Here is a 12,146-nt window from a genome sequence, read left to right on the forward strand (position 1 = left end):
AGATAATGATTTTCAGTCCGGCGAGCTTAGCTCAAGCCTTCCTGTCATTTATCTTCGACCTGAAGATTTGATTCATCTTAGAAACTAGTTCTGCATGAATCATGTCTCCTTAGAAAGGAGGTGATCCAGCCGCACCTTCCGATACGGCTACCTTGTTACGACTTCACCCCAATCATCGGCCCCACCTTCGGCGACGTCCTCCTTGCGGTTAGACTATCGACTTCGGGTGTTGCAGACTCTCATGGTGTGACGGGCGGTGTGTACAAGGCCCGGGAACGTATTCACGGCAGTATGCTGACCTGCCATTACTAGCAATTCCGACTTCATGTGGGCGGGTTGCAGCCCACAATCTGAACTGGGACTATTTTTGGGGATTTGCTCCACTTTGCAGCTTAGCTTCCCTCTGTTATAGCCATTGTAGTACGTGTGTAGCCCAAGACATAAGGGGCATGATGATTTGACGTCGTCCCCACCTTCCTCCGATTTATCACCGGCAGTCTCGCTAGAGTGATCAACTAAATGTTATCAACTAGCAACAGGGGTTGCGCTCGTTGCGGGACTTAACCCAACATCTCACGACACGAGCTGACGACAACCATGCACCACCTGTATAGCAGTCCCGAAGGACTATGATATCTCTACCATATTCCGCTATATGTCAAGCCTTGGTAAGGTTCTTCGCGTTGCTTCGAATTAAACCACATACTCCACTGCTTGTGCGGGCCCCCGTCAATTCCTTTGAGTTTCAACCTTGCGGCCGTACTCCCCAGGTGGGATACTTATTGTGTTAACTCCGGCACAGAAGGGGTCGATACCTCCTACACCTAGTATCCATCGTTTACAGCGTGGACTACCAGGGTATCTAATCCTGTTTGCTCCCCACGCTTTCGCGCCTCAGCGTCAGTTACCGTCCAGAAAGCCGCCTTCGCCACTGGTGTTCCTCCTAATATCTACGCATTTCACCGCTACACTAGGAATTCCGCTTTCCTCTCCGGCACTCAAGAAACATAGTTTCAGATGCAGCTCCAGAGTTAAGCTCTGGGATTTCACATCTGACTTACATTCCCGCCTACACGCCCTTTACACCCAGTAATTCCGGACAACGCTTGCCACCTACGTATTACCGCGGCTGCTGGCACGTAGTTAGCCGTGGCTTATTCTTCAGGTACCGTCATTTTTTCGTCCCTGACTAAAGAAGTTTACAATCCGAAAACCTTCATCCTTCACGCGGCGTTGCTGCATCAGGGTTTCCCCCATTGTGCAATATTCCCCACTGCTGCCTCCCGTAGGAGTCTGGGCCGTGTCTCAGTCCCAATGTGGCCGATCAACCTCTCAGTTCGGCTACCAATCGTCGCCTTGGTGGTCCGTTACATCACCAACTAGCTAATTGGACGCGGGCCCATCTGTTACCGGATTGCTCCTTTGACAACAAGAAAATGCTTTCTCGCTGTATTATGCGGTATTAGCACAAGTTTCCCTGTGTTATCCCCCTGTAACAGGCAGGTTGCCCACGCGTTACTCACCCGTCCGCCGCTAAGTTAATCAAAAGCAAGCTTTCAATTAACTCCGCTCGACTTGCATGTGTTAGGCACGCCGCCAGCGTTCGTCCTGAGCCAGGATCAAACTCTCAAATTAATATTTGAAAAATTTAATTAGCTCATTAAAATTGCTGACTTTTTTTCTAGTTCTTGTTTCCAAAAACCAGGTTGTAAAGTTCGCAAGTTACTCAATTTTGAAATCGTTTTACGATTTCGGAATTTTTCGAGTTCCTTTACATGTTTATCACTGTTTACTTTTCAAAGTCCATAAAGCCTTCTTACGACTGCTTTGTAAGGTTTTTGCTGTTTGTTTTAACGCAATCAGCTTTATTATAATACCACGCTGACAGGCCTTTGTCAACATTTGATTTCAAGAAATTATTTCCTAGAGAATCATTATACGCTATTTCGTACTTTTTAGTGTATCGCCTGTGACAGCTACGCTAGTATACCACCCTTATTATTGCTTTTTCAAGTGCATTTAATTCCCCATACAAGCCTTTTATAGGATTTATTTTAATTTATAAAATGCTTTCTCTTGTATGTTCTAAAATACTCTCTGATTCTCTAGTTATCATGAGATTTATTTCTTTTTTAATAATACGGTAAAATCATTATTAAGATATCCCTTTACTATAGTAACAGTCCAATCCATTCCATACTTTTCTGTTAATAACTGTCCTACCTTATCCGGGTCAAAATAAAAGTATTTATCCTCCCTGTCGGGGGACTTATCCCATAGCAAATTAAATGATATTACTCCGCCAGATAACTCTTGGAAAACGTCCAAGGCATCCAATAGGAATTCCTTGTTGTTGCCCAAATTGAGATTAAATATTCCTGATGAAAATATTGCATCGAATGAATTGCTCCAGAAGGGATTGTTCTTAAACAAATCCATACATATAAACTTTCCTTTTAACTTTTTACCAACAGCTATGTTGATCATATGGGGCAGAATATCCACCCCTGTATAATCAAATCCCGTATATCTCTGATTAATGTACTCCAGTAAATTCCCTGTTCCGCACCCAACGTCAAGAATTTTCTTATTGTTAAGATTAATCTGACCAACCAGTTCTTTAAACCTCATCTCCTGGGCAGTCTTATTTTCCCACCCTTGTATGTAGTAATCGGGATATCCTTCTTTGTAATTATCCTCATAGTATTTTTTTATATTGTTCATATGGCTCATATTTAAGCACCTTCTATCTTAGTATTATAATTACTGATTATTAACGACATTAACCGGGGTTCCCTTTAAAAAAGAGTCGATATTCTTTATTAATGTATCCATAAGACGTTCCCGGGCCTCTTTTGTAGCCCATGCAAAATGCGGGGTAATTATACAGTTCTTCGCATTAAGCAGTGGATTTTCAGCTTGTATCGGCTCTATAGACACTACATCTGTTCCCAGACCGGCCAGTTTACCGGCATTTAATGCCTGTGCTACATCATTTTCATCTATAACCGGCCCTCTTGATGTATTTATAAGGATAGCTCCGTCCTTAATTTTAGATATTGTATCCTTATTTATAAGCCCCCTTGTTTGCTCTGTCAGAGGACAGTGTAATGTTATAAAATCAGACTCGGCAAGTACCTTCTCTAATGTAGCAGATTTTATATTATCTGTTTCAAGACCGGGTTTTATAGTCCTGCTATGGAATAATACTTGCATACCGAATATCTCTGCAATTTGCGCAACTTTTTGCCCAATGGCACCAAAGCCTATTATACCTAATGTTTTATTTTTTATTTCTATAAGAGGGTAATACCAGAATGAGAAATCAGGGCTTTTTGTCCATTTTCCTTCATGAACAGCTCTGCTGTGTTCTCCTACATGGTTACAAAATTCCATTATAAATGCAAACACCATTTGAGCTACGGAATCAGTGCTGTAGGCCGGTACATTTGTGACAATAATTCCGAGTTCTTTTGCATATTCAGTATTAACTACATTATATCCCGTTGCCATTATACCGATATATTTAACTGACGGTGTTTTATCTAATATCTCTTTTGTTAAGATTACTTTATTTGTAAGAACTATCTCTGCATTATCTATTCTTTCAATTATCTTGTCAGCCGGAGTTCTGTCGTAAACTACCAGTTCCCCGAGTTGTCCCATTGCATCCCATGACATGTCTCCCGGATTTAGTGTATGTCCGTCTAATACAACTATTTTCATGATTACCTCCAGTAATAAGCTATTAGTATTAACCCCTGACCAAATGAAATTTATTCTGGCTATTAGAATTTATTATACAATTATAGTCTATATAAATTGCCAGTTCCAGACCATTTCCTAAATAAAATAAAGGAGCTGCCTATCCTGTGTGACAGACAACCCCTTTATTATTTACTGTAAAGCTAAACTTAATCTTTAGTTAACAGTTTTGCAAATTTTTCACCTGATACCTGTATTGCCTGAACAACTATAATTAATAAAATAACTGTTGTTAACATTACATCCATCTGATATCTATAGTAGCCGAATCTGACTGCCAAATCGCCAATACCGCCTCCGCCTACAGTTCCTGCCATTGCCGAATATCCTATAATACTTATTATAGTTACCGTTAAAGCCCGTATTAAGGAGGGCAGAGCCTCTACCAACAATACACCCGATACAATATGCTTTATTCCGCCTCCCATAGCCAAAGCTGCCTCTATCAATCCCTTATCAACCTCTTCAAAGGAAGCTTCGGCAAGCCTTGCAAAAAATGCTATTGAAGCAACTGTCAAGGGTACTGCTGCCGCTTTTGGCCCAATGGTAGTCCCTACTACCTTTGATGTCACAGGAACTAAAAGTACCAGTAGAATAACAAACGGTATGGATCTTATAATGTTTATGATAAAGCCCGCAAGGGTATTGACTATCCTATTTTTGTAAAGCAGGCTGCTGGAGGTTATGTAAAGAATGAGTCCCAAGAGCAACCCCAATATACAGGCAATAACTGTTGCAATAGCTACCATAATTAGTGTTTCTTTTGACGCCTTTCCCAATTGGGATAAAAACTCTAAGCTATATTCCATGCGGTCTCTCCTTTCTTCCCATTGTAGTATGTAGTTATCTCTTCTACGTTGTCAGCTATAAACTGCTTTGCCCTGCCACATTCCTCCTGAGTCCCTTCAAGGGTGACAAAAAGTATACCGATTGGCTTATCCTTTATATATTCGATTTTCCCATGAAGAATATTGAGTATGACATCAAACTTCTTATTCGCCAAAGAAATAATTGGTTCAACACTTTTTTCTCCCTTGTAAACAAGCTTTAAAATTTCACTCTCAAGGGATTCAACAATTTCAGAAGGTAGCTTTATATTGTCCTTTGTAAGGCTTCGTGTTATCTCATTTACCGGTGAAGCAAATATCTGATAAGTATCGTTTTCCTCTATAACAACCCCCTGGCTCATAACAGCTATTCTGTCAAATAAGGTTTTAGCTATCTCTAATTGGTGTGTTATAAATACTATTGTTATATCAAGTTCTCTGTTAATTTCCCTGAGCAGTTGTAAAATTTCCTCAGTTGTCTGGACATCCAAAGCTGAAGTAGCCTCATCACATAGCAGAACCTTTGGATTTACAGCTAATGCTCTTGCTATTGCGACCCTTTGTTTTTGTCCCCCGCTAAGATTGGCGGGATAGACATTTTCCTTGTCGGATAGCCCGACTATTTCGAGGAGTTCCTTTACTCTTTTACTCCTATCCTCTTTAGGGTAATTCTGAATTTTTAACGCAAATTCAATATTCTTTCCTACTGTTTTTCTGGAGATAAGGTTAAAGTGTTGAAAAATCATTCCTATTTTTCTTCTTATATTCCGCAGGCTTTTACCGCGAGCATTTGTTATATCTTCTCCATCCACAAAGACCTTGCCGTGAGTTGGTTTTTGCAGACCGTTAAGAGTCCTTATAAGACTGCTTTTCCCTGCCCCGCTTGTGCCTACTATTCCGAATATCTCACCTTTACGGATATGCAGTGATACGTCCTTTACCGCCACAATGTCTTTTTCCTTTCTCTGTCCAAACACTACACTGACGTTTTCAAGTCTTATCATATGACCCCTCCTATGACATGAAATCGAGTTATTTGTTAAACCATTCGGGGAAATCAAAATCCTTGAATACATTTTTATCATCTTTTATTACGTTTCTAAATTCCTGTGATTTAACTATTTCTTCTATATCCTTTACAAACTGTGTTTCTTTGTCCGAAGTCTTCACTGCAATAATATTTTTATAGGATTCATCCAACTTTTCCTTGGCAACAGCGTCTGAAAGCTTTAAGCCAGCTGAAATGGCAAAATTACCATTTATTATTGCTATGTCAGCACTGTCAAGGGTTCTTGGAAGCTGTGCTGCTTCTGCCGGTGTGAAAACAAGCTTTTTAGGGTTTTCCGCTATATCTCTTTCAGATGCCTTTGTTAAATCGATGTCAGGCTTCAATGTTATAAGATTTACCTGTACAAGAAATCTTAGCGCTCTTGCCAGATTTGGAACATCATTTGGTAATGTAACCGTCGCTCCATCGGGTAATTCTCCAAGCTTTTTATATTTTTTTGAGAATATTCCCATGCTTGCAGTTGGTACACTGATTACCGGGCTCAGGTCTAGATTATGTTCTTTTGCAAAGTTCTCCAAATATACTGTATGTTGAAACAGATTTACGTTTATTTCGCCGTTTCCCAGTGCAATGTTGGGTTGAACATAATCACTGAATTCCATCAATTTAACGGTATATCCCTTTTTCTCAAGTTCAGGTTGTATAGCCAGCTTTACCATATCTCCGTATGGTCCCGGTGCTACCCCAAACACTACTTCCTTTCCATTGTCTTTCCCGGATAGCGACTGCTTTGATGTGGAATCGGCTGAGTTTTGAGAAGAATTTGTACTGCCACATGCTGTGACACCCAATCCTAATGCTAATGTCAAAATAACTGCTATACCTGCTTTTATTATCTTTTTCATTTAAACACCCCTTTTCAAGGAACCTATATGTATCGTTCCTTTATAAATTTAAATTGTTCGTCTCTCTGCCTTTCAATTTCCTTAATATCCTCATCCGTTAGATGCTTGAACCGTCCTTGCTTTTTAAGATATGTCCTGATACTCGTGAATTCCTTCACATCTCTATTAAGCTTGTATTTTCCGTCTTCATATTCTGCCAGATACCAAAGTCCACATTCTATTGCCTCTCTTGCAATCGCTACTGTTTCACTGCTGTCTATCCCCCAGCCCGTAGGGCATGGTGCTGCGATGTGTATGTATGATGTGCCGTTGGTATTTTTTGCTTTTTCAACTTTTTTGATATAGTCGGGTATATTTCCTATACTTGCTGTTGCAGCATATTTTATGTGGTGTGCTGCAACTATTTCAAACATATTTTTTTTGCTGTTTATGCTTCCATGTATATGCTCACCGGGAGGTGTTGTTGTTGTTCTTGCACCGTAGGGTGTCAGGCTGCTTTGTTGAACTCCCGTATTCATATATGCTTCATTGTCGTAGCAAATATAGAGGATTTTGTCACCCCGGTCTATTGCACCGGATAATGCCTGAAGACCGATATCCGCAGTACCTCCGTCCCCTGCAAAACCTACAACATTGCAATTTTCAATTTTTAGTGATTTGGCTGCCGCCCTGATGCCTGACAGCATGGCTGCAGTACTGGCAAAAGGTGATATCAATGCATTTACTCCGAAACAAAGCTGAGGATATACAAATCCAACTGCAGACATGCAGCCGGCGGGGAGTACTACGAAAGTGTCCTTACCAAGAACCTTTAGTGCAAGCCTTACTGCAAGACTTCCTCCGCAGCCGCCGCAGCCTTTATGTCCATAAAAGTATTCTTCCTTATCCAATTTGTTCAGCACCTCTACACCTCCAGCCCTACAAAATTGACGGTATTTGTGTCTTTATCAATATTTTTCAATCTATTGAATATATCTTCAATGTCCTGCTGGCTTATATTCTTCCCACCCAGACCGCCTACGAAGTTAATAAGTTTTTTATTTGTGTTTTTGAGGGCATCAGCAACATTTGTATAAACTGTTCCGTGATATCCGAAGGAAATATCCTTTTCCAGTACACCTATGACAGCTGCATTACTGCAAAGCTTAAGTATTTCTTTTTCCGGAAAGGGTCGCATAAACCTGATTTTAACAACCCCTACTTTTTCTCCACCTGCTCTGAGGACATCAACTGCATCCCTCACCTGTCCGGTAATACTCCCTAATGTAATAAGCAGGATATCCGCATCCTCTGTTTTGTAGCCTGTGGCCAAACCTCCGTAGCTTCTGCCTGTTATTTTTCCGTATTGTTTATCCAGGATTTCAATTATTTCTCGTGAGTTCTCCATTGCCCGGTGTTGTTGCACTTTAAATCGTATATTATCCGCCGGACTTGATGAGAAAAATAAATTTCTTGGGTTTTCTAAGTCCATTTTTCCCTCAAGTTCAAAGACCGGCAGAAATTCGTCCACCTGCTCTTCTTCCGGAACCTCTATAGCTTCATATGTGTGGGTCAATACAAATCCGTCGAGGTTTACCATAACAGGAGTCAATACATCTTTGTGCTCAGCCAGAGCGTATGACTGTATTATCATATCCAGACTTTCTTGTGCATCCTCCACATAAACCTGTATCCATCCGCTGTCCAGCATTGACAAGGAATCTCTCTGGTCTCCGAATATACTCCAAGGAAGGGCCAGTGATCTGTTGGCATTCATCATTACCAACGGTACCCTACCCCCGCTGGCATAATGCATTACTTCCGCCATGTATAAAAGCCCCTGTGATGAAGTCGCTGTAAAGGTTCTGGCTCCAAGTACACTTGCGCCCATAACTGCGGATAATGCAGAATGCTCCGACTCAACATACATGTATTCCGCATTTAGCTCCTGTCTTTCAACCATTTCAGCCAATCTTTCCACTACTATGGTTTGAGGTGTTATTGGATATGCGGCTATTACGTTTGGCTTTGCAAGTTTTACACCAATGGCTACTGCTTCATTTCCTGAAACAAATACTCTGTTACTCATTTGCCGCATCCTCCTTTTGCATGGCAATCGCATTCTTTCTACATTCTCTGGCACATATACCGCAACCCTTACAAAAACCATAATCTATGTCCATTTTGTTTTCTTCATTGAAAATTACTCCCTCGGGGCATACAAGGTAACATAACCCGCAATTATTGCAAATATTATTATTAATAACAGGTTTTGAATTTCTCCAGCCTTCCAGTGTTTCTGTGAGATGCATTGCAGGCCCGTAGGTACCCTTTGGTATTTCTCCGGAAAAATCTGTTTTCACAGTTGGTCTGCTCATAATCCCACCCCTTTTGTACATGTAAAAATATATTCTGCAAGTTTTTGATTCTTTGAAGCTATCCTCCCCGGCATATCGTATTTGATTGCCGCTAAAAGGCTTTCTCTTGATATCAGATGGGTATTTGCCACCAATACTGAAAGCATAGCAGTATTGGTTATTGCCGCTCCCAAATATTCCTCGGCAACTTTAGCAGCGTTAAAACCGATAATATAAGGGTTGCTCTTTTCTTTTGATGTATTGAGAATTACCTTTCCGCCGGGTTTTAACTTATTATGTAAACTTTCTTCGTAAAGGCTTTCATCCAATACAACAATATAATCGCTCAACTCGCATTGACTTCTGTTTCTAATAGGCACTGTATCTATTTTTGTATATGCAAAAACCGGAGCACCACGCCTTTCAGGACCGAAGCTAGGGAAACTCAGGGCAAACTTGTTCTCATACAGACTTGCTGCTGCTCCCAGTATTCTGGATGTTGTAAATGCACCTTGCCCGCCTCTTCCTAAAAATGTTATCTCTATCATAAATACATCTCCTTTTGGCTTACCAACCAAGGTTTAAAAGAATTTGCGGATGCTTTGCAGACGCTCCAGAGCCTTTTCCAGAGTCTCCTTTTTCTTTGCAAAGTGAAATCTTACATAGCTGTTTACATCATCCTTGAAAAAGCTTGATCCCGGGACTGCTGCAACACCTACATTTTTTGCCAGTCTTTCAGCAAACTCCACGTCAGTTTTTATACCGAATTCACTTATATCTACCATCACATAGTAAGCTCCATCGGGCCTATGGTATTTGAGGCCAATTGAGTCCAATCCTTTCAGGAAAAGCTCCCTTTTCTGGGTGTACAGGCCGGCTAGTTCCCTGTAATAGTCATCTTCAAAGGCCAGACCTGCAAGTGCTGCCTTCTGCAACGGAGCTGCAGCACCAACTGTCAGGAAATCGTGAACCTTCTTGCAATTGTCAATTACATTTTTAGGGCCGGTTACATATCCCAACCTCCATCCGGTTATTGAATATGTTTTTGACAAGGAGCTGCAGGAGATGGTTCTTTCAAACATGCCCGGCAAAGAAGCAAAGTATATATGTTTGTTCGGTTCATAGACTATGTGCTCGTATACTTCATCAGTAATTACAAAGGCATCGTATTTTGTAACCAATTGCGAAATAAATATGAGTTCATCCTTTGTAAATACTTTCCCCACAGGGTTTGACGGGTTACACAGTATTAAAGCCTTTGCTCCCTCCTTGAATGCATTTTCCAGCTCTTCCTTATTAAATGTAAATTCGGGTGGATTTAGGGGAACATATATTGGTTTTGCACCACAAAGAACCGTGTCTGCTGCGTAGTTCTCATAAAAAGGTGAGAATATAGCTACTTTTTCACCTGCCTCACATACTGACATCATTGCAGCCATCATAGCTTCTGTGCTGCCGCATGTTACCACTATATTCTCATCCGGGTTAAGTTTTATATTCATAAAATGTTCTTGTTTTTTTGCAACCGCTTCTCTGAAAAGAGGTGAGCCCCATGTTATTTCATATTGATGAGGGCCTTCGTCTGCTGTTTTTTTAAGGGCTTCTATCAATTGCTCCGGGGGGTCAAAGTCCGGAAAGCCCTGTGAAAGATTAATTGCACCATATTGGTTAGCTATTCTTGTCATTTTTCTAATAATTGATTCTGAAAACCAGTCCAATCTTGTACTTAGTTTTGGCATTATACCCTCCATATCAAAATTAATAATGGTCTATTTTTCTGTTCTTATGTCTACAAGTCTTTTGGCTTTATGGGTCGCTCTTGGAAGTGCCCCCTCCGAAAGTAAAATAACATCCTTTGGCTTTATCCCTAAGTGGGTTTTAAGTTCGTGGGCAAGTATCCTTATAAGTTCTTCGTCCGTGGTCTTTGTCCCCAATCTTTTTTCGACCTCTACACTGAATTTCGTAATGTGGTTGTCTGTCAATACGGTAACCCTGTACTCTCCTGTTAATTCCTTTATATTTCTCACGGTGTATTCTATATCGCTTGGGAAAACATTTACGCCACCGCAAATAAACATATCATCAACCCTGCCTACTACATTTATACGCTTGTGGGTGCGGCCACATTTACATTTTTTATTTGTATATGTAACAATGTCTCCCGTTCTGAAACGGATCATGGGCCTGGCTTCTTTTCTTAGGGTTGTAAGAAGCATCTCTCCCCTTTCACCTTCTGCCACGGGCTCACCTGTGTGCTCATCAACTACCTCTACCAGCAGATGGTCCTCAGCAACATGAAGTCCCTCATGATACTCACATGCAGCAGCACACGCCCCAAATATATCTGAGATTCCATAAAAATCATATACATCTGCTCCCCACAAATCCTCAATTGCTTTTCTGGTTGCAGGTATTGAGCCTCCCGGTTCTCCTGCAACTATTATTGTTCTTATGGATAAGTCTTTTTTTATGTCTATTCCCTTCTCTCTGGCGGTTTCCCCCAGATACCAGGCATAAGACGGTGTTGTCCAGATTATGTTTGGCTGGTATTCCTGCAATATGAACAGCAATCTGTCGGTGGGAATTGTTCCGGCCCATATGCACAGTGCTCCGAGATTTTGTGCCCCTATTACATCCGGCCCTCCAACAAAAAGTGAAAAATTAAGTGCATGTATGTACCTGTCCTTTGGTCTCATCCCTGCCTGCCAGAATAATCTGCTCTCCACCTCCTGAAACTCATCAAAATCAACTTTACTGAAGGGGCTGGCAGTAGGTTTTCCCGTGGAGCCGCTGGAGGACGATATAAATACCACTTTTTCTTCATCTACCGTAATCAGGTCTCCTAAAATTGGCTTTTCGTTCTGTCTCTCTCTAATTATGTGTTTTGTCAGTATAGGAAATTTTCTTATATCGTCCAGAGTTTTTATATTATCCGGTGTGACTCCTGCTCTCTCAAAACTCTCTCTATAATATGGCGATTTTTCATATGCCAGCTTTATCTGGGACTTGACTTGCTCCAACTGGTAAGCTTCCAGCGAATCTCTGTCTATAGTTTCAATTTCTTCTATCCAATATTTCTTTTCCATTTTCTTAAACCTCCAATTTTGGCAACAGTTATTGGCACCATAAAAACTACGTGCCTCTATTTATAATAATCTCAGTGATTTATCCCTCTGCTGTATTATTCCTAGTAATATTATATGTTTGCTATTATATAATCTGAAGTATTCTGTGTCAATACAATTTATCAAAATATATATTTATATTTTTAAAATTGTTAGAAATAATATTCTGTATGCTTGTG

General features: G+C 40.7%; 11 protein-coding genes and 1 rRNA gene. All 12 read right to left on the reverse strand.

The features are described 5' to 3' along the window. Positions 1 to 113: 113 nt before the first annotated feature. The 12 genes from CLO1100_RS19470 to CLO1100_RS19525 all read right to left on the reverse strand — a co-directional run bounded on the left by CLO1100_RS19470 (position 114) and on the right by CLO1100_RS19525 (position 11,928). A 16S ribosomal RNA gene (locus CLO1100_RS19470) occupies positions 114 to 1,635 on the reverse strand. A gap of 486 nt (positions 1,636 to 2,121) precedes the next feature. After that, the gene (locus tag CLO1100_RS19475; RefSeq protein WP_014315482.1) at positions 2,122 to 2,733 is read right to left on the reverse strand and encodes a class I SAM-dependent methyltransferase; all 612 of its coding nucleotides are present in this window, start codon (positions 2,731 to 2,733) and stop codon (positions 2,122 to 2,124) included. A 30-nt stretch (positions 2,734 to 2,763) separates the two neighbouring features. Then, positions 2,764 to 3,726 carry a D-2-hydroxyacid dehydrogenase gene (locus tag CLO1100_RS19480; RefSeq protein ID WP_014315483.1) on the reverse strand — a complete coding sequence of 321 codons (963 nt, stop codon included), beginning with the start codon at positions 3,724 to 3,726 and terminating at the stop codon, positions 2,764 to 2,766. A 188-nt stretch (positions 3,727 to 3,914) separates the two neighbouring features. Beyond that, positions 3,915 to 4,574 (reverse strand): methionine ABC transporter permease, encoded by a 660-nt coding sequence (locus CLO1100_RS19485; RefSeq protein ID WP_014315484.1) that lies wholly within the window; start codon positions 4,572 to 4,574, stop codon positions 3,915 to 3,917. Beyond that, positions 4,559 to 5,596, reverse strand: a complete 1,038-nt coding sequence (locus CLO1100_RS19490) for a methionine ABC transporter ATP-binding protein (RefSeq protein WP_014315485.1) — start codon at positions 5,594 to 5,596, stop codon at positions 4,559 to 4,561. Before CLO1100_RS19490 ends, CLO1100_RS19485 begins: the two co-directional genes overlap by 16 nt. Positions 5,597 to 5,624: 28 nt before the next feature. Beyond that, entirely contained in the window at positions 5,625 to 6,506 is an 882-nt protein-coding gene (locus CLO1100_RS19495) for a MetQ/NlpA family ABC transporter substrate-binding protein (protein ID WP_014315486.1), read from the reverse strand. Between the two features lie 23 nt (positions 6,507 to 6,529). Continuing rightward, on the reverse strand, positions 6,530 to 7,408 hold the full coding sequence (locus CLO1100_RS19500; RefSeq protein ID WP_014315487.1) for a thiamine pyrophosphate-dependent enzyme: 879 nt from the start codon (positions 7,406 to 7,408) through the stop codon (positions 6,530 to 6,532). Positions 7,409 to 7,410: 2 nt separating this feature from the next. Beyond that, on the reverse strand, positions 7,411 to 8,574 hold the full coding sequence (locus CLO1100_RS19505) for a transketolase C-terminal domain-containing protein (RefSeq protein WP_014315488.1): 1,164 nt from the start codon (positions 8,572 to 8,574) through the stop codon (positions 7,411 to 7,413). Beyond that, positions 8,567 to 8,863, reverse strand: a complete 297-nt coding sequence (locus CLO1100_RS19510) for a 4Fe-4S binding protein (protein WP_014315489.1) — start codon at positions 8,861 to 8,863, stop codon at positions 8,567 to 8,569. Before CLO1100_RS19510 ends, CLO1100_RS19505 begins: the two co-directional genes overlap by 8 nt. Beyond that, positions 8,860 to 9,390 (reverse strand): 2-oxoacid:acceptor oxidoreductase family protein, encoded by a 531-nt coding sequence (locus CLO1100_RS19515; protein ID WP_014315490.1) that lies wholly within the window; start codon positions 9,388 to 9,390, stop codon positions 8,860 to 8,862. The genes CLO1100_RS19510 and CLO1100_RS19515 overlap by 4 nt, the downstream gene beginning before the upstream one ends. A gap of 33 nt (positions 9,391 to 9,423) precedes the next feature. Then, entirely contained in the window at positions 9,424 to 10,581 is a 1,158-nt protein-coding gene (locus CLO1100_RS19520) for a pyridoxal phosphate-dependent aminotransferase (protein ID WP_014315491.1), read from the reverse strand. A gap of 30 nt (positions 10,582 to 10,611) precedes the next feature. Next, positions 10,612 to 11,928 (reverse strand): phenylacetate--CoA ligase, encoded by a 1,317-nt coding sequence (locus tag CLO1100_RS19525; RefSeq protein WP_014315492.1) that lies wholly within the window; start codon positions 11,926 to 11,928, stop codon positions 10,612 to 10,614. Between the last annotated feature and the right edge of the window lie 218 nt (positions 11,929 to 12,146).

Origin of the sequence: Clostridium sp. BNL1100 (assembly GCF_000244875.1) — a bacterium.
Classification (GTDB): domain Bacteria; phylum Bacillota; class Clostridia; order Acetivibrionales; family DSM-1351; genus Ruminiclostridium.

What these genes read in the sequence shown, in the direction of transcription:
- CLO1100_RS19475 (WP_014315482.1), bottom strand. Translation starts at nt 2,733, where the DNA reads ATGAGCCATATGAACAATATAAAAAAATACTATGAGGATAATTACAAA.
- CLO1100_RS19480 (WP_014315483.1), bottom strand. Translation starts at nt 3,726, where the DNA reads ATGAAAATAGTTGTATTAGACGGACATACACTAAATCCGGGAGACATG.
- CLO1100_RS19485 (WP_014315484.1), bottom strand. Translation starts at nt 4,574, where the DNA reads ATGGAATATAGCTTAGAGTTTTTATCCCAATTGGGAAAGGCGTCAAAA.
- CLO1100_RS19490 (WP_014315485.1), bottom strand. Translation starts at nt 5,596, where the DNA reads ATGATAAGACTTGAAAACGTCAGTGTAGTGTTTGGACAGAGAAAGGAA.
- CLO1100_RS19495 (WP_014315486.1), bottom strand. Translation starts at nt 6,506, where the DNA reads ATGAAAAAGATAATAAAAGCAGGTATAGCAGTTATTTTGACATTAGCA.
- CLO1100_RS19505 (WP_014315488.1), bottom strand. Translation starts at nt 8,574, where the DNA reads ATGAGTAACAGAGTATTTGTTTCAGGAAATGAAGCAGTAGCCATTGGT.
- CLO1100_RS19510 (WP_014315489.1), bottom strand. Translation starts at nt 8,863, where the DNA reads ATGAGCAGACCAACTGTGAAAACAGATTTTTCCGGAGAAATACCAAAG.
- CLO1100_RS19515 (WP_014315490.1), bottom strand. Translation starts at nt 9,390, where the DNA reads ATGATAGAGATAACATTTTTAGGAAGAGGCGGGCAAGGTGCATTTACA.
- CLO1100_RS19520 (WP_014315491.1), bottom strand. Translation starts at nt 10,581, where the DNA reads ATGCCAAAACTAAGTACAAGATTGGACTGGTTTTCAGAATCAATTATT.
- CLO1100_RS19525 (WP_014315492.1), bottom strand. Translation starts at nt 11,928, where the DNA reads ATGGAAAAGAAATATTGGATAGAAGAAATTGAAACTATAGACAGAGAT.